Origin of the sequence: Streptomyces sp. TP-A0874, assembly GCF_001748085.1 — a bacterium.
Taxonomy (GTDB): domain Bacteria; phylum Actinomycetota; class Actinomycetes; order Streptomycetales; family Streptomycetaceae; genus Streptomyces.
Genome location: NZ_BBZK01000010.1, coordinates 73,219 through 99,207, shown reverse-complemented (window position 1 = coordinate 99,207; position 25,989 = coordinate 73,219). Strand labels below are relative to the sequence as shown.

General features: G+C 70.5%; 20 protein-coding genes, 1 tRNA gene and 2 pseudogenes. 17 read left to right on the top strand and 6 right to left on the bottom strand.

Going from position 1 to position 25,989, the window contains the following annotated elements:
• The first annotated feature begins 497 nt into the window (after positions 1-497).
• The 3 genes from BGP73_RS17720 (at position 498) to mscL (ending at position 2,895) form a co-directional block, all read left to right on the top strand.
• Positions 498-1,235 carry a TetR/AcrR family transcriptional regulator gene (locus tag BGP73_RS17720; RefSeq protein WP_069816308.1) on the top strand — a complete coding sequence of 246 codons (738 nt, stop codon included), beginning with the start codon at positions 498-500 and terminating at the stop codon, positions 1,233-1,235.
• Between the two features lie 686 nt (positions 1,236-1,921).
• Positions 1,922-2,170 carry a hypothetical protein gene (locus BGP73_RS22925; RefSeq protein ID WP_139134581.1) on the top strand — a complete coding sequence of 83 codons (249 nt, stop codon included), beginning with the start codon at positions 1,922-1,924 and terminating at the stop codon, positions 2,168-2,170.
• A gap of 239 nt (positions 2,171-2,409) precedes the next feature.
• Positions 2,410-2,895, top strand: coding sequence for a large conductance mechanosensitive channel protein MscL (gene mscL, locus BGP73_RS17715; protein WP_069816306.1), 486 nt, complete (start codon positions 2,410-2,412; stop codon positions 2,893-2,895).
• A gap of 19 nt (positions 2,896-2,914) precedes the next feature.
• Here the strand turns inward: mscL and BGP73_RS17710 are convergent, their stop codons facing one another.
• Positions 2,915-3,097, bottom strand: a complete 183-nt coding sequence (locus BGP73_RS17710; protein ID WP_069816060.1) for a hypothetical protein — start codon at positions 3,095-3,097, stop codon at positions 2,915-2,917.
• A gap of 122 nt (positions 3,098-3,219) precedes the next feature.
• Between BGP73_RS17710 and BGP73_RS17705 the strand changes: the two genes are divergently transcribed.
• Positions 3,220-4,038 carry a DUF6227 family protein gene (locus BGP73_RS17705; RefSeq protein WP_069816058.1) on the top strand — a complete coding sequence of 273 codons (819 nt, stop codon included), beginning with the start codon at positions 3,220-3,222 and terminating at the stop codon, positions 4,036-4,038.
• Between the two features lie 146 nt (positions 4,039-4,184).
• On the opposite strand, the gene BGP73_RS17700 is transcribed toward BGP73_RS17705, so the two are convergent.
• Positions 4,185-5,183, bottom strand: a complete 999-nt coding sequence (locus tag BGP73_RS17700; RefSeq protein WP_069816056.1) for a sigma-70 family RNA polymerase sigma factor — start codon at positions 5,181-5,183, stop codon at positions 4,185-4,187.
• Positions 5,184-5,706: 523 nt separating this feature from the next.
• Here BGP73_RS17700 and BGP73_RS17695 point away from each other — a divergent pair.
• Complete coding sequence (locus tag BGP73_RS17695; protein WP_069816304.1) at positions 5,707-7,005, top strand: M6 family metalloprotease domain-containing protein; 1,299 nt, start codon at positions 5,707-5,709, stop codon at positions 7,003-7,005.
• Here BGP73_RS17695 and BGP73_RS17690 read toward each other — a convergent pair.
• Positions 6,992-9,160 (bottom strand): FUSC family protein, encoded by a 2,169-nt coding sequence (locus BGP73_RS17690; RefSeq protein WP_069816055.1) that lies wholly within the window; start codon positions 9,158-9,160, stop codon positions 6,992-6,994. The two genes, BGP73_RS17695 and BGP73_RS17690, sit on opposite strands and share 14 nt — an antisense overlap.
• 272 nt (positions 9,161-9,432) lie before the next feature.
• Here BGP73_RS17690 and BGP73_RS17685 point away from each other — a divergent pair, with 272 nt between their 5' ends.
• The 7 genes from BGP73_RS17685 (at position 9,433) to BGP73_RS17655 (ending at position 14,836) form a co-directional block, all read left to right on the top strand.
• Complete coding sequence (locus BGP73_RS17685) at positions 9,433-10,224, top strand: IclR family transcriptional regulator (protein WP_069816302.1); 792 nt, start codon at positions 9,433-9,435, stop codon at positions 10,222-10,224.
• Between the two features lie 147 nt (positions 10,225-10,371).
• On the top strand, positions 10,372-11,460 hold the full coding sequence (locus tag BGP73_RS17680; protein WP_069816053.1) for an aromatic ring-hydroxylating dioxygenase subunit alpha: 1,089 nt from the start codon (positions 10,372-10,374) through the stop codon (positions 11,458-11,460).
• Complete coding sequence (locus tag BGP73_RS17675) at positions 11,457-11,672, top strand: hypothetical protein (RefSeq protein ID WP_069816051.1); 216 nt, start codon at positions 11,457-11,459, stop codon at positions 11,670-11,672. Before BGP73_RS17680 ends, BGP73_RS17675 begins: the two co-directional genes overlap by 4 nt.
• A complete protein-coding gene (locus tag BGP73_RS17670; protein ID WP_244501249.1) occupies positions 11,669-12,673 on the top strand; it encodes a PDR/VanB family oxidoreductase in 1,005 nt (334 codons plus the stop codon). The genes BGP73_RS17675 and BGP73_RS17670 overlap by 4 nt, the downstream gene beginning before the upstream one ends.
• Positions 12,674-12,855: 182 nt before the next feature.
• Positions 12,856-13,482, top strand: a complete 627-nt coding sequence (locus BGP73_RS22755; protein WP_069816049.1) for a hypothetical protein — start codon at positions 12,856-12,858, stop codon at positions 13,480-13,482.
• Between the two features lie 139 nt (positions 13,483-13,621).
• On the top strand, positions 13,622-14,272 hold the full coding sequence (locus tag BGP73_RS17660; RefSeq protein ID WP_069816047.1) for an HXXEE domain-containing protein: 651 nt from the start codon (positions 13,622-13,624) through the stop codon (positions 14,270-14,272).
• Between the two features lie 488 nt (positions 14,273-14,760).
• Positions 14,761-14,836 (top strand) — tRNA-Arg (locus BGP73_RS17655).
• A 68-nt stretch (positions 14,837-14,904) separates the two neighbouring features.
• Here the strand turns inward: BGP73_RS17655 and BGP73_RS23990 are convergent.
• Positions 14,905-15,852, bottom strand: a pseudogene (locus BGP73_RS23990) (site-specific integrase).
• Between the two features lie 92 nt (positions 15,853-15,944).
• Here BGP73_RS23990 and BGP73_RS17650 point away from each other — a divergent pair.
• From BGP73_RS17650 to BGP73_RS17630, 5 genes and pseudogenes are all read left to right on the top strand, one after another.
• Positions 15,945-16,706 carry a hypothetical protein gene (locus tag BGP73_RS17650; RefSeq protein ID WP_139134580.1) on the top strand — a complete coding sequence of 254 codons (762 nt, stop codon included), beginning with the start codon at positions 15,945-15,947 and terminating at the stop codon, positions 16,704-16,706.
• A 13-nt stretch (positions 16,707-16,719) separates the two neighbouring features.
• Positions 16,720-17,280 (top strand): annotated as a pseudogene (locus BGP73_RS17645) (O-methyltransferase); the annotation flags it as partial.
• A 713-nt stretch (positions 17,281-17,993) separates the two neighbouring features.
• Complete coding sequence (locus BGP73_RS17640; RefSeq protein ID WP_069816042.1) at positions 17,994-19,721, top strand: hypothetical protein; 1,728 nt, start codon at positions 17,994-17,996, stop codon at positions 19,719-19,721.
• A complete protein-coding gene (locus BGP73_RS17635; RefSeq protein ID WP_069816040.1) occupies positions 19,711-20,070 on the top strand; it encodes a hypothetical protein in 360 nt (119 codons plus the stop codon). The genes BGP73_RS17640 and BGP73_RS17635 overlap by 11 nt, the downstream gene beginning before the upstream one ends.
• A gap of 153 nt (positions 20,071-20,223) precedes the next feature.
• Positions 20,224-20,844, top strand: a complete 621-nt coding sequence (locus BGP73_RS17630) for a hypothetical protein (protein ID WP_069816038.1) — start codon at positions 20,224-20,226, stop codon at positions 20,842-20,844.
• 239 nt (positions 20,845-21,083) lie between these two features.
• Here the strand turns inward: BGP73_RS17630 and BGP73_RS17625 are convergent, their stop codons facing one another.
• Together BGP73_RS17625 and BGP73_RS17620 are read right to left on the bottom strand one after the other, a co-directional pair.
• A complete protein-coding gene (locus BGP73_RS17625) occupies positions 21,084-22,919 on the bottom strand; it encodes a hypothetical protein (protein WP_079127628.1) in 1,836 nt (611 codons plus the stop codon).
• Between the two features lie 220 nt (positions 22,920-23,139).
• The gene (locus BGP73_RS17620; protein ID WP_069816034.1) at positions 23,140-25,740 is read right to left on the bottom strand and encodes a serine hydrolase; all 2,601 of its coding nucleotides are present in this window, start codon (positions 25,738-25,740) and stop codon (positions 23,140-23,142) included.
• Positions 25,741-25,989: the final 249 nt, after the last annotated feature.

Here is a 25,989-nt window from a genome sequence, read left to right as displayed (position 1 = left end):
GGAGGGCACATCGGAAGCGGGCCGTGTGGTGACCGGTCGTATGAAACGAGGAGGTGGACGAGACGTCCAACCGACTCGCCGCCGGCGGCCTCCATCCGGCGATGGCGCGGCACGAGTTGCTCAAGGAGCAACTCCGAACGGTTCCGGCGGGACCCGCGAGGTCACCGTCGCGAAGAACCGGAGCAGCGGAACCGTTGCGGACGTGGTTCGCAGGGTCGGAGCCACAACCAGGGGCGCTCTACGGCACTTCGACGATGCGAGAGCACCGCAGCAGGCCGGGTACCCGGACCCGATGAGCAGTCTGGGGCAATCGGGCAGGGCTGCGGTCACTGTCAGCGATGCTGGGAGGCGGTCGGCGCGCGGTGGAAACCACCCGCAGCCTGCCCCCTCGCCATGTGATGTGCTGGGCCTGCTACACCCAGACGCGGGCGGTTCCACGACGGTCGGTACCGGTCCTGAAGGTAAAGGGATGAAGTCGGAGCATCAGAGAGGTGACCATGCGCCCGTCCCCCCAGGGGGAGCGTGATCAGCACCAGTCCCGCCGCGAGCGGTTGAAGGCGGAGCTGCGGCGTGACGCGATCGGTGCGGCACGCCGACTCATCGCGTCGCAGGGCGCCGACGCTCTCAGCCTGTCCGCGGTCGCACGATCCGTGGGGGTGACACCCCCCGCGCTCTACCGGCATTTCAAGGGAGGGAAGGCGGATCTGACCCTGGCCGTCTACGAGGCCGTCACCCAGGATCTGGTCGCTGCCGTGGCGAAGGCGGCGGCTGCTTCCGCCCCGGAGGACTTCGGCGGCCAGCTCTACGCGGCGACCCGTGCAGTGCTGGACTGGTCGATCACCAACCCCGGCGAGTTCGACCTCCTCATGGGTGCCGGTTACGCGCGCCTGGCCTCCTCGGGGCACCAAGTCGACCATGTGCTGATCCGGGACCTGGGTGGCCTGTTCGGTCAAACCTTTGCCGAGCTTTGGCGCAGGGGAATCTTGTCCTATCCCTCGGACGAAGACATAGAGCCGCAGCTTCGGAAGCAGGTAACCCACTACGGGCGGCTCATGCAGCACGAGTATCCAGCGGGGGTTGCCATGGTCATGCTCGCCTGCTGGCGTCAGATCTACGGCCTGCTGTGCATGGCCGTCTACGGGCACCTCTCCTCATCCTTCGATACCTACCTGCCTCTGTTTGAGAACATGATGGACGACCTGCTCGCCCTGTGCGGGGTACCGCGGACCGGATGAAACGGTCGCCGAAGGCAGGACGCTTACGTCGGCCCCATGAGGCTCTGTCTGGCAGTCTCGACTGAGACGCCCCACCCTCCTTTTCGACCGCCTCCTTGTGCGACCTGGTGCGGGTGCGACGCACGGCTTTCCGATGGACAGGACTGCGCAACGTCTACCGCCGACGCCCGTACCGTCCCTGCCCCGAAGGCTGGCTACTCAGCGGGGCGGTTCGCCTGACCGCCTGCGAGGCGGGGCTGAGCCATACGAGTCAACGACCCGCGACATGCAGGTATGACTACGACGGCAGGGTCACCCAACACGCATCCGAATCGGCAGGCCGCCGTTCTGGACGGCCTGTCCATCAGCACGTATAACCCGAGAGGAACGAGTATTGGGCCCACGGGCTCGCGGTGTGCGGAAACCCGGGACCAAGCCCACCCCGCTCTCTGTACCTCGGCGGGAAACCGTTCGCCGACAGACCAGCGCTCTGCTTGGCTCACGCCCATGAGCTACCCCAGCGTCCGCTGCGCCGGCCTTATGGACTTTGACGCCGCGTTATGGGCCTACTCCTCGCTCGCGCCCCCTAACGAGTGACGGACTTACCCACAGTCGGGCGCTTGTCCACAGCCTTCGGCGAGGTGCACTGATGGACGGCAACCTGGGTGTCGCCCAGGCAAATCTGTTCTTCTCCAGGCGGTGATGGCGTGTCCGACCCCCATTCCTCCCCACCACTCCCCGTCCGGTCGGCTCCCCCCAACCGGCGGTTGCCGGAGTTCGAGCCGGTGCTGGTCGCCGGTGACGGCTGGTCGCGGCGGTTCCTGGCGGGCTGGGGGCCGCGGGCAGCCGGCGCGGTGACGCTGCTGCTGGCCGGCGGGCTGCTGCTGGGGGGTGTGTTCAGCGATGCGGAAGATGGTGGTCCGGTGTGCGATCGGACGCGGCTGCACGGTGGGTAGAGGTCTGGGAGTGGTGCGGGATGGGCGGGATTCGTCCCTCACGGCCGGCCTTCAGCGGGTTGGCGCACGAGTCGAGGCGGCGCCTGGGTCGAAGCGGTCGGGGAGGCGCTTCGGGAGCCGTTCACGGTTCGACAGTCGTTCGCGGTTGCCGGTAGTTTTGCGTATCGGGCCCTTCTCCCCTCACCCTGCCATAGGTTGCGGAACGAACGGTTCCGCTCGGAGACTTGGAAGGCATCGCGGTGAGCGAGGAGAAACAGAGCGTCCTGGAAGGCTTCAAGGCCTTCCTGACGCGGGGCAACGTCATCGACCTGGCGGTCGCGGTCGTCATCGGCGCGGCCTTTACCAACGTGGTCAACTCCGTGGTGTCGGGCCTGATCAACCCGCTGGTGGGCGCCTTGGGCACCGAGGACCTGGAGAACTACAGCTCCTGCCTCAGGGCCCCCTGCAAGGTCAACGAGGCGGGCGAGGTAGTGAGCGGCATCCCGATCATGTGGGGGTCGATCCTCAGCTCCGCACTGAGCTTCCTGATCACCGGCGCGGTGGTGTACTTCCTGATGGTGCTGCCCATGTCGAAGTACCTGGCCCGACGGGCGGCGCGACTCCGGCAGGAGCAGGAGGAGCAGGCCGAGGCCGAGGCTGCCGAGATCGTGCTGCTGCGGGAGATCCGGGACACCCTGCTCGCGCAGCGGGCGGAGGGTGGCGACTCCGTACCCCGCCAGCGGTAACGGCAGGGAGGGGCCGCCCTCACAGATGGTGCGGCGGCTTCTCCTCCAGGAACCGGGCGAGGTCGGCGGCGCCGTCGGCCCCGCCGGTCGGCTGCTCCCCCCAACCGCCGTCGGTGTCGTCGAGCGAGGGCCTGCCAAGCGGGTCGTCGAAGACCAGGGCGGCGGCCGGGTCGCGCGGTCCGGTTCCAGGAGCGTTACTCATATGGCCAGGATACGGTCGCCGGTCGGCACCTCTTCGGCCAGATTCCACAAACAGCCAATACGGTCAGCGCTGATCACACTACCGTGAGTGCACACCGCCCCGACCGCACACGACGAGGACCCATGGAGCACTGGAGCGAGAGCGATGTCGGCGGCTGGCCTCCCGAGGGAACCCCGGACGGCCATCCGGACCGGCTGCTGGCCCGTGTCCAGAACCCCTTCGAACTATCCACCGTCGTGGTGGGACGGCTGCGAACGGCGCTGGCCCGCCACACCGACCTGCACTCCTGTCACCACAGCTCCGAGGCGCCCTGCCCGGCCCGCCGCAGCACCTACCGCCACACCTATCTGCTGCCGGACGGCAGTGACACCGCCCTCTGGGAGTTGGTGCACACCATAGGCACGGGCGGAGAGGTCCATCACGAGGTCTACCTCGGCCGGGAGGCCGCCGACGCGGCCGCAGCACGCCTGCGGGCCCCGGACGGACTCCACGCTTTCCCGACCCCGTCGCCACACCCTGAGCAGTTCCCGGGGGAGCAGTTCCCCGGCGAGGAGATGCTCGGCGAGCCAGCCGACCTCACCGCCTCGCTCGGTGCGACCGCTCCGCACCGGCTTCCCCGCGCCTACGTGCCCGACAACTCGGCCGACCACGCACGCCGGGTGCTGCGGCGGGCGGAGAACGCCGACCGGCCGGGCGAGCGGACCCGCGAGATCCTGCGGTCGGCCCTCGCCCACGAGATCACCCAGGTGACCCGGCGCCGCTGCCGGCTACCGGACCGGGTGGCCGGCTTCTCCGTCTACGAGCACGCCTTCCTGCTCCTCGACGGGGGCGAGATGAGCCTCTGGGAGGTAGAGCACAGCCTCTCCTCGGGAGGGCGCCCGGTCTGCGAGGTCTACCTCAGTGAGGACGCCGCGCTCAAGGCGATGGAACGCCGCATGTGAGCTCCGGGAGGAGCGAGGACACCGGAGGCCCGGCCGCAGGTAGCGGTGAGCCCCGACGTCCGGGGGGGGGAAGGACGTCGGGGCTCGGCTTCTGTCCCGCGGTCGCCACGATACGCGCGCGACCGCGCGGGAGCCGGCATCCGGGGTTACGCGGCCGCGTCGAATCCGGTGTCGTGGGCAATCTTCTTCAGCTCCACCAAGGCGTGCTTCTCGATCTGCCTGATCCGCTCACGGGTCAGACCGTGTTCCCTGCCCACCTCGGTGAGGGTGCGCTCCCGGCCGTCCTCCATGCCGTAGCGCATCTTGATGATGGACGCCGTGCGGTTGTCGAGCCGGTCGAGCAGCCCCTCCAGGCCCTCGCGGCGGAGCATCACCATCACCGACTGCTCGGGCGAGGCCTCCGAGGTGTCCTCGATCAGGTCTCCGAACTGGGTCTCGCCCTCGTCGTCGACCGACATGTTGAGGCTCACCGGGTCACGCGCCCAGTCCAGCACGTCCCCGACGCGCCCCGGTGTGCTCCCCAGCTCGGCCGCGATCTCGCTGTGCTCGGGGTCACGGCCGTTCTCCCGGTTGAACTCGCGCTGCACCCGGCGGATCCGGCCGAGTTCCTCGACGAGGTGGACCGGCAGCCGGATCGTACGGGACTGGTCGGCGATGGAACGGGTGATGGCCTGGCGGATCCACCACGTCGCGTAGGTGGAGAACTTGAATCCCTTGGCGTAGTCGAACTTCTCCACTGCCCGGACCAGGCCGGCGTTGCCCTCCTGGATCAGGTCGAGCAGCGGCAGACCACTGCGCGGGTAGCGCCGGGCGACGGCGACCACCAGGCGCAGGTTGGACCGGATGAAGACATCCTTGGCACGCTCACCGGCGGCGGCTATAGCCTGGAGTTCCTCGCGGCTCGCCCCCTGCGCGTCGGTGTCCGTGACCTCCTTGTCGAGGATCTGCTGGGCGTAGACGCCGGCCTCGATGGTCTTGGACAGCTCGACCTCCTTGGCGGCGTCGAGCAGCGGGGTACGAGCGATTTCGTCGAGGTACATGCCGACCAGGTCGCGATCGGCGATCTCCCCGCCAGTGGCGCGAACACTGCGGGCCCGGTCAGTTCCGCTGGTGGCGGGCTGACGGGCGACGGCACGGGTTGCCATGCGTGCTCCCTTGCTGAGTAGGTCGCGAATCTATGGCGGACGTTCACCCGACCGGGTGCCCGATCCAATGAGGACAACGAGTGGAATCCGGACAGAATTCCCATCAGCCCCGCCACTTTTTCTGATCATGCAGTATCCTGCGTCGCCGCATACCGGGGTGAGCGGTCCGAGAACCACGGAGAACCGCTGATCAGATCGGTGGAGCGGGGCTCCGGCACCCCCTGTCGCCCCCTGTTCACGCCCCCGCCCGCTCTCGATAAGACGTGCCGCCCGACCTTTCGGTTGCCCCGCCGAGGCCGCCCGGGGAGCCAGGCCGAGCCGTGGTCCGCGCGCACCGGTCCGTCGGTTGCCGAGTCCCCGACGGCCAGCACACCCGGGAGGGCCGGGGAGCCCTCCAACAGACCACGCCTTCCGCACGTTCGGATGCACCCAGCGAGCGTCCTCACGGCGTGTCGCCCCAGGGTGATCGCACGGTGTGCAGCCGAACCCCGTACGGCTGCCGGCGATCCCGAAGGCGAGCCGTATGCAGCAGCTATGCCGCCGAATACGCGGACCACGCCGCTCCGCCGCGGTGCTCGCGATCACTGCCCTGGCGCTCGTCGTGCCGTCGGTCGCAACCACCTCCCGGCCGACGGCGACCGTGCCGGCCCGGCCCGCGGCGCCCGCCGTCGCCCGCGCCACCTGCTCGCCCTCCCCCGCGCCGGGGGTGCGGATGTCCGAGGCCATCCGCGGGCAGGCCGGCCACCGCCGGAGCACCGGCACCCTCCGCGCCCTCACCCTGATGATCGACTTCCCGGACGCCCGCGGGGCGGGCAGCGCCCGGGGCCGTTTCGCCGAGTTCTTCCCCCAGACCGCCCAGTGGTACCGGACCAGCTCCTACGGCGCCCTGGACTACCGCGCGTCGGCGCCGGTCAAGAGCTGGATCCGGATGCCGCACACCTTCGCCTCGTACGGGATCAAACGGGGCGTCGGCTACGACCCCGGTTACCGCAAGCTGGTGCGGGACATCGCCAAGGCCGCCGAGGGCCGGGTGGACTTCGGCAAGTACGACCTGCTCAACGTGCTGGTGACGCCCAACGCGGGGCCCTCGGCGCTGCACACCGTGCTCTCCGTCACCTTCACCGGGATGACGGAGGCGCCCAAGGCGGACGGGGTGCCGCTCAGCGACGTCTCCTTCGTCTACGGACGGCAGGAGGACGGCTCGGCCACGGCGAAGGCGAACGCCTACCGGGTGCTGCCGCACGAGAACGCGCACGTCCTCGGGCTGCCGGACCTCTACACCGCGGACTCCGGCAGCTCCCGGGTCGGCCACTGGGATCTGATGTCCGAGACCTGGGGGCCGGGCAACGACGTCCTGGGCTGGCACAAGCGCCGGCTGGGGTGGCTCGACGGCGAGCAGGTCAGCTGCGTCAACGGCAGCGGGGACGAGACCCGGACCATAGCCCCGCTGTCCGGAGCCGGCGAGGACCGCTCCGGGCGCCACCGCGCGACCAGGCTGGTGTACGTCCCGGCCACCGATACCACCGGCTACGCCCTGGAGGTCCGCACCCAGGAGGGCAACGACGAGGCGGTGTGCAAGCCGGGCGTCCTCGTCTACTGGATCGACACGGGGGCCGAGAGCGGCGACGGACCGGTCACCGTGCGGGACAGCAGTCCGCACAGCGGGGGCTGCAGCCACCAGCCGAACATGAACGCCGAGCTGAGCGACGCCCCCTTCGCCGTCGGTGAGGGCATGACCGACGAGCGGACGGGCATATCGGTCGCGGTCACCGGCCACGACCGGGCCTCCGGCGGCTACCGGGTGCGGATCAGCCGACCCTGACCTCAAGCGGCTCGGCCAGTCCGATGATGATCTCGTCCAGCCGCTGTACATGGCGTGCCACGCGGGAACCGACGGCCGCGTTCGACGGATCGTCCGCCCGGGAGGGGAGTGGGATCGGGCCCGCCCCGGCCTCCACCGTTCCCGGTTCCCGCTCCCCGTCCAGCCGGGCCGTCAGGACCGCGAGGTTCCGCGACAGCCGGGCCGCCGCCTCCGCCACCCGGGGGTCGGGGGTCACCCTGCTGCCGCCGGTCAGCTGCTCGGCGGTCGCCGCCAACCCCCGCACGTGGTAGCCGGCGCTGTCCAGCAGGCGGACGAGGTAGCGCGCGGTCTGCCCCCGGGTGCGCAGCGGGCTGATCGGGTGCCTGAGCGGGTCGGTGGAGGAGCGCAGGGAGTCCAGTGCCTGACTCATCTCGTGGACGCAGTCCAGCAGGTCGAGAGCGGGTTCCTCGCGGGGCTGCTCGCCGCTGAGCCGCCGTACCGCCTCCTCGATCGCCTCGCGCATCTTCTCCAGCACCTCCCGCAGTTGCTCGTCGGTCTGCTCGCTGGTCCGCACCGGCAGCACGAAAAGCGCGGCGAACAGGCCGCAGGCCGCTCCCAGCGCGGTCTCCACGATGCGCAGGATGAACACCTCGGTGCTGTAGGTGTGCAGCAGCGTGTAGAGCAGCCCGAGCATCGCCGTGGTGAAGAAGGACATCAGGAGGTGCGAGAGGGAGGCCGTGTAGAACATCGCGAAGACGCACACCACCACCGCGGCCAGAGTGAGCCAGGTGTTCCCGGCGACCAGCCCGGTCAGCCCGACGCCCGCGACCACACCGATGATCGTCCCGGCCAGCCGGCGGTAGCCCTTGATGAGGATCTCGCCGGTGGACGAGGTGTTGATGAAGACCACCCAGCAGGAGAGCACGGCCCAGTACCAGCGCTGCGTGGAAAGCAGTTCGCCGCCGGCGATGGCGAACGCGCTGCCCACCGTGACCTGGAAGGCCGTCCGGGTGGTGGTCCGCTCCAGCCCCCTCGGTCCGGTGTCCATGCCGAGTTCCTCGGTCTCCAGCTCCTCCCGGTACTGCGCGGTGCGTACGTCGTCCTCCGGGCCGCTGCCGGCGGTGCCCAGCGACACCCGCAGCCCCAGCCCGCTGAAGACCAGTTCCCCCGCGGCCCGCAGCGGCTCCCGATCGGGGGCGGGCATCTCGGCCAGCCGCTCGTGCTCCCGGTAGTGCAGCAGCCGCTGCCGAAGGGCCCGCAGCCCCTCGGCGTCGAGCCCCTGCAACCAGTCCCCACCCGCGGCGACCTCGCGCAGCGTGCGCAGCTCCGCGGTGAGCACCGGGGTGGGCCGGGGCCGTTCGGGGGAGAGCAGGATCGCCACCAGCCGCTCCGCGGCGATCTCCATCCCGGCCACCCTGCGCTGCACGGAGACGGCCGTGGGGGCGTCCGGAGTGCCTTCATCCAACCGTCCCTGGATCATCAGCGCGCACTCGTGCAGCCGCACCACCCGGCGCCGCAGCCGACGCTCGGCCCGGGCCCGCGGGTTGTTCCCGGCCGCCTGCTCCGGGTGCTCGGTCAGCTCCACCATGGCGTCCACCGTCTGCCGCAGCCGAGTCTGGAAGGCCCCGAGCAGCCGGGTGAGGGTCCGCCGCGGAGAGGAACGGACCAACACGAATCGCACGACCGCGCAGGCCGAGAAGGCGGCGACCAGGACCCCGTACAGCGCGGGCAGTATCTCCGCCCGGGCCTGGATGAACTGCGAGACGAAGAACAGCTGGAAGGCGATCAGCCCCAGCGCCGTGCCCCGCTGGCCGAACCGGCGTACGTACACCGCGGAGAAGATGACCAGCACGAAGACGGCGTCCGCGATCACCTTGTAAGGCGCCAGCAGCGTCCCGGCGGTGACCGACAGGCAGGCGGTGGGCAAGCCGAGAGCGAGGGTGACGGCCTGGTCGCGGGGCAGTGGTTCCCGTACCACCGCGGTGGAGAACACCGCCGTCAGCCCGCCGGCGACGAGCAGCGGCGCCGACGGCCGGAAGGGCGCCAGCAGAGCCAGCGTGAGCACCATCGCCCCGACCGTGCGCAGCCCGACGGTCAACCGCAGCAGGCCGGGGTCCGAGGCGGGCCACGGCAGCCGCCTGCCCCGCCGTCGTTCCCGCTCTGCGCGCCCGTTCACCCGGCTTCTCCGCTCCCCGAACCGATCCGCGGCACGGTGCCACGCTTCCCCACTCTCACACCGCACTCCCACCTTCCACAACGAACCCGACCTCCGTCTCCTTCGTCGCTCACACCGAGGTCGGGACGTTCCGCCGATTGTCCCCGCGCGCCTTCCGCCGCATGCTGGCCCGACAGAAGAGGCAGCCTGACCGCACGGCCCGCGACCTGGAGCATGCCATCGTGTCCGCAGACATCCCCATCGGCATATTCGACACCGCGCCCAGCCCCGGCATGTCCCGCTCCCGACCGGCGGCGCCGCCCCCCGCCCGCTCCGCGCACCGGCTCCTCGCCGTGCTGGGCGCCTTCGACCAGCGGCACCCCGCGCTGACCCTGACCGAGATCAGCACTCGGGCCCGGCTGCCGCTGGCCACCGCCCACCGGCTGGTGGCCACCCTCACCGACTGGGGCGCGCTGGAACGCGAGGAGTCGGGCGCCTACACCATCGGCCTGCGGCTCTGGGAGGTCGCGGCCCTCGCACCGCGCGGGTTCGGGCTGCGGCAGGTGGCGCTGCCGTTCCTGGAGGACCTCTACGAGGCGACCCACGAGAACGTCCAGCTGGCGGTGCGGGACGGCCGGGAGGTCGTCTACATCGAGCGCATCTCCGGGCGGGCCGCCGTGGACGTGCACACCAGGGTGGGTGCCCGCTGGCCGCTGCACGCGACCGGCGTCGGCCTCGCCCTGCTGGCCCACAGCGACCCCGAACTGCAGGAACGCGTCTGCGCGGAGGAGCTGACCGGCTTCACCCCCTACACCGTCACCGACCCCACCGCCCTGCGCCGGGTCCTGGCCGAGGTGCGCCGAACCGGCGCGGCCGTCAGCGACCGGCAGATCACCGACGACGCGATCTCGGTGGCTGCCCCGGTGCGCGGTCGGCGCGGTGAGGTGGTAGCCGCGGTGTCGGTGGTCGTCCCCGCCCAGGAACCGGACAGGCATCCGCTGCTGGTGCCGGTCGTCCGGGTCGCGGCGCTCGGCATCTCCCGGGCGCTCGGCTGGCGGCCCTCCCCCGGGGCCGCCGGCGGCTGATCCGGCGGCTCCGCTTCCACCGGGCGAAAGGTCTGTTGTGGGCGGACGGCGCTGCTCGTGAAGGTGTTGCCACCGCGACGGCGGCCGCAGGCAGGAGGCCGAGCCGCGCCCCGATCCCGAACAGCCCAGAACCGGAACAGGAGTGCCATGACCGCTCATGCCAGAAACCAGTGGTACGTCGCGGCCTACGGCCGGGAGGTCGGCCGGGAACTGCTGGGCCGGACCATCCTGAACGAGCCGATCGTCTTCTACCGGACGGAGGAGACCAAGGAGGTCGTCGCACTCTCCGACCGTTGCGTGCACCGGCGCTACCCGCTCACCGCCGGCTACCTCGAGGGCGACCGGTTGGTCTGCGGTTACCACGGCTTCGCCTACGACACCAAGGGCAGCTGCGTCTACGTGCCGGGGCAGAAGCGGGTGCCGCGCACCGCTCGGGTCAGCTCCTACCCCGTCGTCGAGCAGGACTCGTTCGTCTGGATCTGGATCGGCGACCCCGCGCTCGCCGACCCGGACACCATCCCCCGGGCGCCCTGGCTCGCCGACCCCCGGTGGAAGACCGTCGGCGGCATGGAGCCGATCGACGCGGACTACGGGCTGCTCGTGGACAACCTGATGGACCTGTCGCACGAGACCTACCTGCACGGCGGCTACATCGGCACCCCCGAGGTGGCCGAGACCCCGATCACCACCGAGGTGGACGAGGGCGCCGGCATCGTGCGCGTCAGCCGCCACATGGACGACGCCGAGTGCCCGCCGTTCTACGCCCGCTCCACCGGCATCGAGGGGCGCATCACCCGCTGGCAGGACATCGAGTACCACGCCCCCTGCCTCTACCTGCTGCACAGCAGGATCGCGCCGGTGGGCGTGCTGCCGGGCCCGGACGGGGACGACAGCGACGCCTTCCACGTGGAGATCACCTACGCGATCACTCCGTCCACCGACGACACCGTCTACGACTTCTGGTCGGTCTCCCGGGACTTCGCTCAGGACGACGAGGAGATGTCCACCTTCCTGCACGACTTCAACCGCACGGTCGTGATGCAGGACGTCGACGCCCTCAACCTGCTGCAGAAGGCGCTGGAGAAGGAGCCCGAGGGCTACCAGGAGCTCAGCATCAACATCGACACCGGTGGCCTCGCGGCCCGGCGCATCCTGGCCCGGCTCGTCGCCGAGGGCGAGGAGCCCGCGAAGGCACCGGCCGCCGACCCCACCGCCGTCTCCCCCGCGACGCGATGACCTCCAAGGCCACCGCCGAGGTCTACCGGATCGACTGGCTGCCGGGCACCGACATCCTGCACGGCACCTGCCACTGCGGCGCCGAGCACACCGACCAGGACCCGACCGCGATGTGGGAGTGGATGCTCAGCCACCCCACCGGGCACTCGGTGGCGTCTGCGGACGCCGGGCAGGCGGCCGGCACGGACGGAAAGGACGTCAGCACGCCGTGAACGACAACCGGGCCGAGTCGAACGAGCCGATCGAACTGGTGGTGGAGGAGCGGGTGGACGCCGCCGAAGGCGTCGTCGCGCTCACCCTCCGCTCCCAGGGGGGCGGGCAACTGCCCGCCTGGGAGCCGGGCGCCCATATCGACCTGCTCCTCGACGAGGGCCTCATCCGGCAGTACTCCCTCTGCGGAGACCCGCAGGACCGCCTCCGCTGGCAGGTGGCCGTGCTGCGGGAACCGGACGGGCGGGGCGGCTCGGCGTACGTCCACGAACACCTGACACCGGGCCGGCGGGTGCTGGCGCGGGGGCCGCGGAACAACTTCGCCCTCCGACCGGCCGCCCGCTACCTCTTCGTCGCCGGCGGCATCGGCATCACCCCGATCCTGCCGATGGTCGCCGCAGCGGAGGCCGCGGGCGCGGACTGGCACCTGCTGTACGGGGGCCGCACCCGGGCCTCCATGGCCTTCCGCGACCAGCTGGCCGCTGTCCAGGAGGGGACGGAGGCCGCCGCCCCGGTCCGCACCGCCCGGGTCCGCACTGTGCCACAGGACGAGGAAGGCCTGCTGGACCTGGCCGGCTTCCTCCAAGCCCCGCGCGAGGACACCCTGGTCTACTGCTGCGGGCCGGAGCCGCTGCTGGCGGCGGTCGAGGAGCAGTGCGCTTCCTGGCCGGCGGGAGCGCTGCGCACCGAGCGCTTCCGCGCCTCGGCGGACCAGGCGCCCGACCCGGACACCGCCACCGGCTTCGAGCTGGTGCTGGCCCGCTCCGGGAGGAAGCTGACCGTCCCACCGGACCGCAGCATCCTGCGCACCTTGGAGGCGGCGGGGGTCTCGGTGCTCTACTCCTGCGAGGAGGGCACCTGCGGCACCTGTGAGACGGACGTCCTGGAAGGGGAGTTGGAACACCACGACTCGGTGCTCACCGACGAGGAACGTGCATCCGGCGAGACGATGATGATCTGCGTCTCCCGGTGCCGCGGCGCGGAGCTGGTCCTGGACCTCTGACCGGCTCCGAGGCCCCGCCAGCCAACGGCCCGGCTGGTGCGCGGCCCACTGCCCCGGCCGGTGGACCCCCTACCATCCACCGGCCGGGGCAGTGACGTCTCTCCGGGGCACTTCTCGGGCTTGGCCATCTCTTTGCCGGGTGGTGGATTCCCCGAGGCGAGCGCCGTGCCAGAGTCCTCTTCATGTCCATGCCTCCTCCAACCGGGCGGAAACTGCTGATCGCCGGCGCCCTGCTGGGAGCCCTGCTCGTCGGCTGCGGTGGTCAGCGGGGCGAGGACGACAGGGCCGCTCAGCCAGCGGGATCGCCGCCGGCCACGTCCGCCGGCGAAGCCCCGCCAACGGCCGGGAGCAACGACCCCGCGTCCCCGCACCCCAGCGCCTCCTCCAGCGCCGCCGGATCCCCGCCCTACCGGGAGCCGGGCAGCGGGGACGGAGCACCGCACTACGGCGAGAACAACGCCTACCGACAGCCCAAGGCGATGTCACCGGGGAGCGAGAAGGCCGCCGAGGCGGAGGCCGAGCGGATCAGGCCGGTGCTCAAGAGGCTCTGGGACGGCGGCGACATCGGCCCGTCCCCGGTCCGCAGGGAACTCCTCAAGCTCGGCTACCGGGCCGACGCGCTCACCGTGCGCTCACTGCGGCCGTCCTACGTCGGCACGGAGTACGTGACCATGGACGGGGCGCTCATCGGGCTGTGGGTCCGGGACGACGCGTGCGTCACCGGCTGGATCCAGAAGTCCAACTTCGAGGTCAAGACCAACGGTCCCTTCACGGAGCACGGTTGCATCGAACCGCCGAGCGGCCACTGAGCCACTGCGGTCAACCTCCAGCAAGTCCGACGGCAGGGAGAAAACCCCGGCCCTCAAGTGCCGCCAGCGGGTGGGCCATAGTGGGAGCCGGGGCTCTGTCGAGCCCCGACCTACCGGTCGAGGAGACTTCGGGGGCGGGATGTCTGAGCACGGAGCGGAATCCGTAGGTATCTCTCCGGCTGTCACCTGGGGGCTGCTGGCCGCCTTCGCGGTGCACGACCTGGAGGAGCTGGCCACCATGCCCACCTGGGTTGCGGCCCAGGTGGACCGGTTGCGGGAGAGTTGTCCGAAGGTTCCCGAACGGGTGTGGTCCGCCATGCGCGTGACACCCGGGCACGCGGCCACCGCGATCGGTCTGATGGGACTGGTGGTCGGCGCCGCGTCGGCAGACGGGGCAAGGACCGGTGGACGGTCGCCGTTCTTCCAGACCGTGCTGGCCGGTTTCGGGCTGCACGCGGTCTCCCACGTCGCCCAGAGCGCCGCCCTGCGGCGCTACACGCCGGGTGTGGTCACCGCGCCGCTGGTGGTCGCCCCGTTCTCACTCTGGGCTTGGCACGAGCTGCGGCGCGGCGGAGTGCTCCAGCAAGTCGACACCCGGAACGTCGCGAGCAGCGCCATGCTGTTCCCGTTGGGCATCCTCGGCGTCCACGCGGCCGCCATCGGGCTCAGGCGGCTGGCCGGGCCGAGAGTCCCCGGTCGTCCGGCCGGATCCCGTCGGGCGGGCCGGGGGGGCGGAAGAGGATGGGAGCGTAGTCCGCTTAGCGCTAACGGCCCCGGAGGGTGGGCGTGATTGGGTCCGCTGCGCGGCTTCCCCCTCTCTCTGAGGAGGTCCATCGGCCAGAGGAGGCCCCCTTCTTCAGCTCGCCCTTCTCCTCGCCAAGCACATACACAAGTTCCGCCTCGTCAACGAGCGCGGCTCGTCCCATATGGCCAACAAGCTCCCCTGGGCCGGGGACTGCCACCGATCAGCACACTCCCGGGCCGGAAGGGCCGGTACGACCGTCCGTAGCGCAACCGTCCGGCACGTACTCTTCGCGGAAGAGCCAGGAGAATCCACAGATCAGCGAGGCAGGCCCGCTCGCCCCGCCCAGCACGCGCTATCCAGGACCTCCGCCGGACGCCGATCCGCTACCCTGTTCCTTGGTCGGCCGATGGCATGGCTCTCGTCGGGCAGCTCTGCTGCGCAGCAGGATCCACACCGCGTCTGACCAGCGGGCTTGGCCTCCTTGCCGAAGATCCACTCGCTGGATCCTCTCCGAGGACTTCTCCAAGCCCCGCGCCTCCGTAGCTCAGGGGATAGAGCACCGCTCTCCTAAAGCGGGTGTCGCAGGTTCGAATCCTGCCGGGGGCACCAGCCAAAAGGCCCCGGACCGATCATGATCCGGGGCCTTTGACATCCACTTCTGCCATCAACGGCATCGGTCACTGACGACCGGGATGCCTCTTCCTGAGTAGCCGGTCTATGTTGCTCATGGCCTCGGGCTGCGTGTCCTGCACGACGGGGACTGCTGCAGAGTTGGGTGACACCTGACCTGGCTTGCTGAGAGGCAGCCTGGAAGGATGTTGCAGTGCCCAGGATCTCCATCACCACGCCGCGCGCGCCCCCGGCCGCTGTGAGGAGCGTCGCCGTGGTGCCGGGCATTGTGCATTTGGATCACCCGTAGGCCGGCGGACCGGGCAAACCGGGTTAAGGACCCAGGGCCAGCAGAGACTCCATGGCTCGACCGGGCGCTCGGTTCGGTTGGTGAAGACGTGGTCCGACTCCCGCCAGGTCTCCGCTGCTCAGACCCGGGCCGACGCCTGCCGCGTCCGATGCCAGCGCAGCGGACGCGATGCAGAGCGCGGGCAGCGGGACAGCCGGACGGCGGCGGCTCGTGAAATCGTCGTCGTCCACGGCGTCCGGCACAGCTGCGTCTGCTGGCGGACGTAGAGGACGCACGGGGTCGACGTCCGACCAGCGCGGCCCGATGAGCTCTTCTCGGCGGGAGGCCCATGGCGATCGCGAGCACGAAAGCCGCGTAGAGCCGGTCTTTACTGAGGGCCCCCAGGAAGTCGAGCGTCTCGTCCGGGCTCCATGGCTTCAGCTCGCACTTGCCGGTGCGGGAAGGCTCGACGAGCTTGGCGACGTTGCGCGTGGTCAGTTCCTCGCGGCATCCGGAGAACAGCGCCGAACGCAGCAGGGCGTTGTGCCTCCTTGGCCGTCGCCGCCGTGGTCTCCCCCGGTTGCCGGCGCTTGGCGTCGCACTCGGCCCAGGTCTTGCCGCAGCCGAACTTGCGGGCACGGGTGCCGTCCGGCTGGAGGACGTCGACCGCGCACTGGAAACGGCCGTCCTAGCGCTTGGTGACGGTGCCGGTGGGGTTGTGGAGCAGGCCCCACCTCCGGGATCAGCACCCGGCATCGCAGCAACGGCCGTTGGCAGCAGGCCTGCGTACGCGCATGCCTCGTTGGCAGACTGTGGCCCATGAAGCAGCCTGCCAACCTGGCTCTAACCCCGCAGCCCATGTCACCACTCCGCGGCGACGAGCCAATCGTCGGCGTCCTGGACGCAACCGTGGTCGACTTCTGGCGGTTCGCCATGCCGGACCTTCGTATGAACAACACACGCGGCCTGTTCGCTGAATTCCTGGTCCAGCAGGCGATTGGTTCCCGTGAGCCCCGTGTGGAATGGGCCAGCCACGACGTCGAAACTGACGACGGACTGCGCATCGAAGTCAAGGCCGGCGCCTACCTGCAAGCCTGGGAGCAGCGGACACCGTCCCAGATCCGCTTCAATGGGGTCCGCGCTCGCACGTGGTCACCTGATGGCGGCTACTCAGAGGCGAAGTCGTACAACGCCGACGTCTACGTCTTCGCCGTCCAGACCGCCCGTGCACACGCCGTTTACAACCCCCTCGACTCGGCTCAGTGGGAGTTCTACGTACTCCCCCGCCCAGTAGTCGCCGACCTGGACTCGGACAGCGTCAGCCTGGGCGCGGTTCGCACGGCGGCCGGTCCACCAGTCTCCTTCGCCGCCCTCAGTGACTGCATCCGGTCGGCCGATCCCCGGGCCACCATCCGCCACGGTGACAGCCACCGATCGTTCCGTGGAACGGAACGCCCGTCCGACCGACACGGACGTCCAGACAAGAGCGTTGGGGTTGAGGCCCGCACGGACGACTGCCCACCGGTAGGCGAAACGTCTGTGGACGCCTCCGCCGTCGGGACAGCGTCTTGTGCTCGGTGAAGGGGGCGCGAGCATGGTGGAGCGGGCAGTCCCGGCTCGGGTGGCGGCTGCGGAGCGTGTCGCTGCCGAGAGGGGCTTCGGAAAGAGCTGCATCCCGGAAGTGGGGAGGTTGCTCAGGACCGTCGCCGCCGCCAAGCCCGACGGGGTCATCGCGGAGAGCGGCACGGGCGCAGGGGTTGGCACCGCCTGGCTGCACAGTGGTCTCGGACCCGATGCACGCCTGTTCACCGTCGAGCGCGACGAGGAGTTGGCCCGTCGAGCAGCCGGCGTCTTCGCCGACGACGAGCGCGTCAGCGTTCTCACCGGCGACTGGCGGCTGCTTGAGGTTCACGCGCCCTTCGACCTCTTCTTCTGTGACGGCGGGGGTAAGCGTGACGACCCCCAAGGCGTCGTCGACCTACTCGCCCCGGGTGGTGTGCTGATCCTCGACGACTTCACCCCCTCGCGACATTGGCCGCCGCGTTTCGAGGGGGAAGTCGATGAGCTGCGCCTCCTCTACCTCACGCATCCGGCCCTCGACGCCACCGAAGTGCTCACCACACCGACCAGTTCAGTGATCGTCGCGGCACGCCGCCACCGCGGATCGCGGACCGGCCGCCCTTGGCCAAGCGGCACTGCCACTGGACGGTCAGCGGGTCAGCCGGTTGAGCGAGGGGCCATCGACCCGTCCCGACGAGGCACATCGGGGACCGTTGCCGCGACCGGAGTCGGTGGACGCTGAGGCTGAGGCGGCGCAGGGCAAGGTCGTCAGCGGATGGAATGCCCGCTGCACAGACGGCCAAAAGGGGAGAACGAAGCCCTCCGTCCGCTGCGGTCGTTTCAACTCTCGCTCGGTACAGGGGCTTCGTGCTCCTGATCGTGCCACCTCCGACCTGCCGGTCCTCCCCGGTCACCGGTCTACGGCCGGATCGCTACCCGAAGGTATGAAAGTCGGCGATCCGCGCGCACTCGCCCCTGCACACCGCCAGGCGCCACCGCCACTGTCAATGAGAACGCCCGCCGGACTTCTTGAACGGTGACCGGCGTCAACACCCAGGGTCCGGCGCCACTCGCCTGCAAAACCCCATCTTCGCCGGGTGAAAGCGAACGGACAGGGTATGCGATCCACGAGAGATCACGGACGGTCAAGGATCCGGGTCAGTCGCCCAACCGCCATGTATGCAGGGAAGTCAGCCATCTGGGCGTGACGGGACGTGTACTGTCCGTCCTTGCCATGCTGATGCCCCGTCCATGAGACTCGTCACGCCGACTCCCCGTACCGAGGCAGCCTGACCACGGAGGAGCGCCATGAACACCGTCCACCTACCGCCGCCGAGACCGCCCGACACCGCAGCTCCACAGGTGGACGCCCCGTACGCGAGTGAGGCCACCCGCCTTCTCTGTGCGGGGACGTATCTGGACGCGGAGTACCGGGACCGGGTCATCGGCGAGCTCTATCTCATGGAGCATCGGGTCGCGGCGCCTTCCCTCGGCTTCGACGCCGCCAGGGTCCTGGCCCACGCCTTGCGCGCCCGCCGGGTGGAGCTGGTCTGGGCCTGCGGCGTGCTGGGGCTGCTGACGGTCGGAGTCGCGGCGTCCGGTGGGTGGTTGCTGACCCTGGTGCTTCCCGGACTGCTGCTGGCCCTGGGGCGCTGGATACGGGGCACTGCCGAGGACCCACCGGGACGTCGTCGCCTGCCCTCCGCCTGGCTCCGCTGGTCCGCCCGATTACTCCTCACCTTCCTGGTGATCACGACTCTGGCCATCGGCTTCGGCACATCGAGCGGAGCTGGCACGTACGAAAAGGTGTCGCCGTTCCTTCCGGCTCCGCTGCGGAGTGACAACGTCAGCGGACTGGAGGCGTGGCTCGCCCTGGCCACTCTGCTCGCCATGGCGGGGTGTGCCGCCGGTAAGCAGGTGCACTTCACCCGGGTGCTGCGGGGTGAGTTGTCCCCGCGGCACTTCCCGGACGCGGCCAATGACCCGGCCGAAGGGGTCGGCGGACGCCGGTTCCAGATGCTCAAGCACCGTATCCGGGTCGAACAGCACTCCCCGCTGGTCATGTACCACGAGGCGCGTCCGTTCTGCGGAGCCGGCACCGCGCACGACACCTGGGTCCTCGCGGTCGAAATGCGGCCGGATCCGGCGAGGGAGAGGCAGCCGATCGGCAACGCCACGGTCCTCGCCACGGTACGTCCGTTACTTGAACAGTTGCGCGAGGTGGCCGAACGGTCCGAGCGGGAGGGTCGGGTCGTACGCGACCGGCTTCGCCACCTGCGGATCGACGAGTGTGTCTTCCTCCCGGTGGAAGGACTGCTGCACCGGGAGGAAGCACCGTACGACCAGGCGTCGTTCGAGCTGCACCGAGCAGGTGCCGTCGAGGAGGGCGGCGAGAAGCGCCGCCACTTCCTGCGGATCCGGGTGGGCGGCTGGGAGGAGGAACTGGTCGTCACGGTCTTCGTACGCGTCCACACACAAGGCCGGATGCTGATGCTGGAAGTGGCCCCGCACGTGCTGTTCCCCGTGCGTGGGGACTTCAAGGACGCCGACCACGAGGCCTATGGTTTCGCCGACAAGAGACTCCTCGGTAAGGCCGTCCACATCCTCACCCGCACGACCAGCGCGCCCGGACAGGCCCTGGCCGTCCTCGGCCGCCACGCCATCCGTGGGTGGCACCGGCTCACCGGCGAGTTCGAAGGCGGGCTTCCCGAAGGCCCGGCAGCGTCGGTACGTGAACTCGCCGCGGAGCCGGGCGGATCGCTCTTCCAGTCCATGGACGTCGACCGTTATCTGAGGAGCGTGCAGGACCGCATCGCGTACGGCGTGAAGATGTCGCTCGCGGAAGCCGGGTACCAGACGGACGAGTTCGCCCAAAAGGTCGTCCATGTCAGCAACGGTGGCGTCAACATCGAGTCGGTGGTGAGCAGCACGTTCGCCATCGGCGACCACGCCCGGGCCACCGCGACCCAGCAAGCCGGCACGACAAGCGGTGGGCGGACACCGCCGCAGAAGGGACCTACCCGAGATGGCCAGTGAAGAGCGTCAGCCCCAGGTCAGCATCGGCGACGTGTCGGGCAGCACGTTCGCTGTCGGCAGCCGCGCGGACGTCCGGAGCTACCACGGGACCACTCCGTCGTACAACGACGACGCCGAGCGGCTGCTTGCCGCCCTCCGCGAACTGAGAGCCGACCTTTCCGGAGCGCGGACGACCGGACAGTGCGAGGAGCTCGACAGTGCCCTGGCCGACGCGGAGGACGAGATCGCCCGCACCGGGAGCGCGGGCGAGAGCCGTCTGAGGCGCCTGCGTGAACTCCTCACGGACGCCGCCTCGCTGACCACCGTACTGACCTCGGCAGGAACCGTCGCCGGTCTGCTGGGACTGTGACGGGGTGCGATGACCGAGCGACGGCGCTACTGGAGCGAGGACACCCAGAGCTGGGCGGACAGTGCCGACCGCGGGAGGACGCCTACGGTCACTCCGCCTTCCCCGCCCGTGCCGGCGAGGCCCGGTGGAACCGGCCGCCGCGTCCTGTGGGCGGTGGTTGCCAGCGCCGCCGCACTCGCCGTCGTCACCGCCCTGGTGTTCCTACGGTCCCTCGGCGGCGGGACGTCCGACCACGCCACCTCATCGGCCACCCCGTCGCCGTCCAACTCCGGCGGCTCTGCCGCTCCCGACCCGTCCGGGGACGCTCTCCCGGGCGGCTACCTCCTGGTCGACGATGAAGAGGGCTTCAGCACCGCCGTCCCCGAGGCGTGGGACCGGCCAGAGACCAACTCGCCGCCCGGGACCTTCGACGTCGTCTACCGCAGTCCCGACAGGACGCTTTTCCTCCGCGTTTTCAAGGTGTCCGAGCCCACCCCCGGGCGCCCCTTTGAGAAAGTCCGCAACAGGGAGGACTTCGAAGAAGTCGCCGAGCTCGAGCCCTTCAAGACGGCGAACAACTCCGGGTTGAGGCTGGAGTACCGGATCGGTTCTCCAGGGAAGGTCTGGTACGTCGTCGACAGCCGCTTCACGGCCGGCGACGGCAACCTTTACGGCGTGGCCGTCTACCGCGCCGGTGAAGAAGGACCGGCTGACGAAAAACTCTTCAGTATGCCGCTGCGGTACTTCTGCCCTCCGGGTGCGACATGCGGTGAGGTGACGAGCCCTCGTGAGTAGTCGGGTATCCAGCCCGCTGACGAAGAAATCCGGTCACGACCCATCCGCCGAGGTGGGTCAGGTCACCGAACGCGGGAAGATGCCTTGACCACCGCGTCCGAGTGAGCCGCGCGTATAGGGTCAGGGCGTACGCCGCCCGCGGGGCCCGCCCCGGCCTGAACCACGCGCCACTCGCCACTCCTGGGCCGAAGCCGCCGTAGGGATCACCATCCAGAGCCCCGCCCCGTCGTACTCCCCCGTCAGGCCTCCTCGGGGCAGGGAGTCCCGCGCGGGAGTTTGTACGGAGCTGCTATCCGGTAGGTTCCCGGCTTCGGGGCGTGCAGCCGGGTCCACTCGTCCTGTGGGGCACCCTCGGCGGCCTCCTCGGCCGGCTCCTTGGTCAGGCAGCCGTGGAGGTTCTTGAACGGACCGCCGGGGACGGACTGCTCGGGTGGCTCGACGCCCCGGCCCTCGCTGTCGACCAGGCCGAGCCAGGGCGAGTAGGGGATCCGGATCAGCACCGTCCCCGCGGTCGGGACGGTGACCGTCCACTCCCCCGCCCCCGCACGCTGCACGGTGGCCGGGGGGTCGGCCAGCGGGGTGGGGTCCTTGACGGCGTAGAGCTTCCAGTAGGCGTCGGACCAGACCAGGTCCAGGTAGGGCGGCTCCGACTCGACCAGCTCCGCCTCGTTGGTCCCCGCGTTGTCGATCTCGCCCTTCGGCAGCACCACGTAGTGCACCGCCCAGCGCGACAGCCACTTCCGGTAGTCGGCCGAGGAGAGGGTCTCCTCGTAGAACAGCGGGTTGAGTTTGAGGTCCGCCTGCCGGTTCCAGCCGCGCGCCAGGTTCACGTACGGGGCGAGAGCGGAGGCTTCGCGGTGGCTGCGCGCCGGTACGACCTCCACCCGCCCCCGCTCGGCCCCGACCCGCTCCAGTTGGTCGAGGAGCGGGGCGAGCTCGCGCGCCCAGGCGGTGGCGGGGGTGGTCTTGACGACGTCGTCGACGGTCTTGAACCCCTGCCAGCCGGTGACCACCAGCAGCGCCACCACCAGCGTGTACCACTTCCGGGAGCGCCGGACCGTCCAGGGCAGCGCGGCCATGAAGACGACCCCGGAGAAGACGATCGCCAAACGGGTGATGTTGCTGCCGATCTGGGAGTCGATGAGCCAGGTGAGCAGCGTGCCGAGTACGTACACGGCGGAGACGATCCGCACGGTGCGCCACTGCCGGGGCACGGTGAGCACCGTCAGCACCCCGCAGATGAGGGGCAGCAGGGCGCTGCCGAAGCTCATGGGCTGGGTGCCGGAGAACGGGAACAGCCACGCCGAGACCCCGACGACGAGGCAGGGCGTGATGCCCAGCGAGTAGGCCGCGGGCCGTCTCCGGTCCAGGAACAGGGCCGCGGCGACCACGCCGAGGAAGAGCCCGGCGACCGGGCTTCCGGCCGTGGCCAGCGCCGAGAGCAGGGCAGCGGCGCCGGCTCGGGCGAACTGCCAGGGCCGGGCCCGCCAGGCGCGCGGCCAGCAGAAGACCATGGCGACGGCGCCGAGCGCGAACATCATGCCGAGCCCGAAGGTGACCCGGCCGGAGACGGCGTTGCAGGTCAGCGCGAACGCCCCGGCGAGCGAGGCCCACATCGGGTTCCTGACCCCGGAACTGCGGACCAGGATGAACGCCAGCAGCCCGCAGGAGATTGTGCCGGCGATCATCATCGTGGTGCGGACGCCGATCACCGACATCAGGTACGGCGAGACGACGCTGTAGGAGACGGGGTGCATCCCGCCGTACCAGGCGAGGTTGTAGGCCGAGTCCGGGTGCCGGCCGACGAACTCCGCCCAGGCGTCCTGGGCGGCGAGGTCTCCTCCGCTGCTCGCGAAGAGCTGCACCCACAGGATGTGCAGGACCGAGGCGACGATGAGGGTGACGAAGACCGGGTGGGTGGCGAAGCGCCGCAGCCGTCCGTGGGTCGGCGCGCTCTGGGGCGCCGCCCCGTCGTCTGTCGTGGTCGGCGACGGCGCAACGGGTATTCGCACGCGCGAACGATTTTTGGCGCCGCCGTCTTCGCTGCCAGCCCGTGCGGGCCCCACCGTGGTCACTTGAGCGCTCTCCCCGTCCTCCCCGGCCGGCTGGTCGGCTGTCAGCCGGAGCGGGCCGCTGCGGTTCGGTGCTTCGTGACGCTAACACGCTCGATCCGATCCCTCCCGGTGTGGATTCGGCCGGCGGGAGGGCTCGGGGAGCGCCCGAGCGGGCGGTCGGGCGACGCCGGCCGGCCCTGGTACTCGCCCAGGCCGGTCGGCGTCCCCGTCTCCCGGGGCCTCAGAAGACCCGGGTGAGCTTGCTGCCGACGCCCGGTTTGGCGAGGTCCTCCTGGAGCATGACCGGCACCTTCACCTGACCGGGGCCGCTACCGACGGTCAGGGTGCCGACCCTGGTGCCCGCCTTCGCCTCGTGCGGGATGCCGTCGCGGTCGGCGTTCAGCGCGAGGTCCACGCTGAGCCCGGACCAGCCGACCGCGGTCACGTCCTTGGTGACGACCACCGGTGTGGTGCCTCCGAGTCCGTCGTCGACCTCGCCGACCACCTCGCCCTTCTTGACGACCTTCCGGGCCTGCAGGGCGTCCTGGGCGGTGTCGATCAGCTTCTTGCTCGCGGCCAGCACGGTGTCGATGATCGGGGGCGCGTTCTGCCCCAGTACGGCGCCGATGATCAGCTGGTTGGTGCCGGCGATCTCCTGCTCGGCGGCGAACAGCAGGTTGCCGCCGGCCCGGGTGGTGGTGCCGGTCTTGATTCCGACCACACCGTCCAGCGGCACCAGACCGTTCCAGTTACGGTGGCTGGCTCCGCTCGAGTCGGTGTAGCTCGGCTGCCGGACGATCTGCCGGAAGAGCCAGTCGTCCATCGCCTTCCTGCCTAGCTTCACCTGGTCGGCGGCGGTGCTGACGGTCTCCTGCCGCAGGCCGCTGGGGTCGGTGTAGGTGGTGTTCTTCATGCCGAGTTCCTCGGCCGTGTCGTTCATCTTCTTGACGAACGCCTCCTCGGAACCGGCGTCCCAGCGGGCGAGCTGCCGTGCGATGTTGTTGGCAGAAGCGATCATGATGGCTTCGATCGCCTCCCGCTGGGTGATCTTGTCCCCTTCGGAGATCTCGACGACGGACTCTCCGTCCGCGCCCTTCTTGGCGTCGTCGGCAGCCTGTCGGTCGATGGTGATCAACTCACCGTCCGAGCCCTTCTTGACGGGGTGGTCGCGGAGTATGACGTAGGCCGTCATCACCTTCGCCACACTGGCGATCGGCACCGGCTTCTCCTCGCCGAAGGTGCCGAAACTGCCGAGCCCGTCCACTTGCAGCACCGCCTGCCCCTCGCTGGGCCACGGCACCGAGGGCGCGGCCCCGTCGAACGCGTAGCTGTCGGCCACGGTGAGGTTCAGCGTCGGGTCGGGCAGCGGTCGCAACACCTGCGCGACGCTGAGGACGATCAGCAGCAGCACCACCAGCGGGGTCCAGATCTTCACCCGCCGGATCACGGTGCGCAGCGGGGTCTCGGGCGGTGGCGGTGTGTTCGTCAACTGCGCCAGCAGGGCGAGCGGCGGCAGCGGCTGCTGTCTGGTCCGCTCGGCCTCGGGGATCGGGGCGGCGGCCGGTGGCGCGCCGGGCCCGGAAGGTGACGTACCGGGTGCGGCGGGTGACGCGGAGGGAACGGCCGGTTCCTCCGCGGCGGGCGAGCCGGGGCCATGCGACGCCGCCCCGCTCCCACCGTCCGCCGCGCTCTTCTGGGCGGGCACTCCCGGCTGTTCCGGAGCGTCCGGGCGAACGGCTTCCACCGGCTCCGGGTCGACCGACCTCAGGGGGACGAACCGGCTGCTCCGTACGGGCTCGGGCTCCTCCTCCGCGGCATCGCCCTGGTCAGCGCGAGACGGTGTTCGAGCGTCGGCGGCCCGGAGAGCCGTGGTCGGCTGGTCGACGGCCCCCGCGCCCTTCGCGGCCGAGGCCGCGGGCGGGTTCTCGCCGTCCTCGGGGCCGTGCTCCTCCGCTGCGGGCTCCGTGGTCACAGGCTCCTTGGCCGCAGGGGCCTCGGGGGACTCGGAGGGGGCCGCCGGGGGCTCGGAAGGAGTCGGCGGTGTGTCCGAGGCCGGCTCCGCGGGGGACTCCTCTCCGGCGTCCACCGCGGAGCCATCCGTGCCCGCGGGCTTCGGTGCCCGGAACACAGCTGTGGGCTGGTCGGTCGTCCGGGCCGGGGAGACGGGCTCGGGAGTCCCGTCGCGCGCCGGCTCCTCCGCCCGCGACTCGCTCCCCGCCGGCTCGTGCTTCTGCGACTCCGCCGGCTCCGACGCGCCGACCGGCTCTGCCGCCGCACCGGTATCCGGAGCTGCGGTCTCCGCCTCCTCGGTCTCCGCCTCCTCGGTCTCCGCCTCCTCGGTCACCGGAGCTTCGTCGGAACCTACATCGGCCGCTCCTTCTCCGACCGCCTCCTCCGCGGCGGTCCGCCCGGCATCCGGTTCCCCGGCCGCCGGCCCTTCCGCGGCCGAGCCCCCGTCACTGGCCGGTTTTCCACTGTCCTCGCCCTCGTCAGCGCCACCGGAGCCGGCACCGGAGCCACCGCCGGTCGCGGTGGACGTCTCCGTGTCCGCCGCGCCGTCCTCTGCCGCACCGGGCTCGGCCGTACCGGGCTCCGCCGTACTGCTCTCTGCTGCCGCACTCTCCGGGGAGCGTTCGGCCGACTCGCCGCCGTCGGCCTGCTGCGGCAGCTCCGCCGCAGCAGCGATCTCCTCGACCGCTTCGGTGTTCCGCTCCGCGGCCTCGCCGTCCTGCTGGGACGGGGCCGCGTGGAAGACCCCGAGGCGGGGGTCGCTCCGCCCCTCGCCCGTCGTCACCCCCGACGACTTCCGCTGCTCCGAATTGCCGGGGGACTCGCCCGCCACCAATGCCTCCTCGTGGTTTCGTACGGAGGGAGCCACACACCGCGGTGTGCATCCCACTGCCGTCCGCACTGCCAGTTTCTCGCCCGGCCCGCTCCACTCGGCCCCCACACCCTGGCCGACACCGCCGGTTCTCCTTTTCGGACACCGTTTACCGGATGGACGATAACGACATACCTATCGGTTCCCACCCATAGCACCCAGGCGCTCTCGACAGACCATTGTGAGAGGGGTCACCCTGTCATTCATCCA

Bases quoted from the DNA above. Each gene is read 5' to 3' on its own strand.
- BGP73_RS17720 (WP_069816308.1), top strand. From the start codon at position 498: ATGCGCCCGTCCCCCCAGGGGGAGCGTGATCAGCACCAGTCCCGCCGC.
- BGP73_RS17710 (WP_069816060.1), bottom strand. From the start codon at position 3,097: ATGAGTAACGCTCCTGGAACCGGACCGCGCGACCCGGCCGCCGCCCTG.
- BGP73_RS17705 (WP_069816058.1), top strand. From the start codon at position 3,220: ATGGAGCACTGGAGCGAGAGCGATGTCGGCGGCTGGCCTCCCGAGGGA.
- BGP73_RS17700 (WP_069816056.1), bottom strand. From the start codon at position 5,183: ATGGCAACCCGTGCCGTCGCCCGTCAGCCCGCCACCAGCGGAACTGAC.
- BGP73_RS17695 (WP_069816304.1), top strand. From the start codon at position 5,707: ATGCAGCAGCTATGCCGCCGAATACGCGGACCACGCCGCTCCGCCGCG.
- BGP73_RS17685 (WP_069816302.1), top strand. From the start codon at position 9,433: ATGTCCCGCTCCCGACCGGCGGCGCCGCCCCCCGCCCGCTCCGCGCAC.
- BGP73_RS17680 (WP_069816053.1), top strand. From the start codon at position 10,372: ATGACCGCTCATGCCAGAAACCAGTGGTACGTCGCGGCCTACGGCCGG.
- BGP73_RS17675 (WP_069816051.1), top strand. From the start codon at position 11,457: ATGACCTCCAAGGCCACCGCCGAGGTCTACCGGATCGACTGGCTGCCG.
- BGP73_RS22755 (WP_069816049.1), top strand. From the start codon at position 12,856: ATGTCCATGCCTCCTCCAACCGGGCGGAAACTGCTGATCGCCGGCGCC.
- BGP73_RS17660 (WP_069816047.1), top strand. From the start codon at position 13,622: ATGTCTGAGCACGGAGCGGAATCCGTAGGTATCTCTCCGGCTGTCACC.
- BGP73_RS17650 (WP_139134580.1), top strand. From the start codon at position 15,945: ATGAAGCAGCCTGCCAACCTGGCTCTAACCCCGCAGCCCATGTCACCA.
- BGP73_RS17640 (WP_069816042.1), top strand. From the start codon at position 17,994: ATGAACACCGTCCACCTACCGCCGCCGAGACCGCCCGACACCGCAGCT.
- BGP73_RS17635 (WP_069816040.1), top strand. From the start codon at position 19,711: ATGGCCAGTGAAGAGCGTCAGCCCCAGGTCAGCATCGGCGACGTGTCG.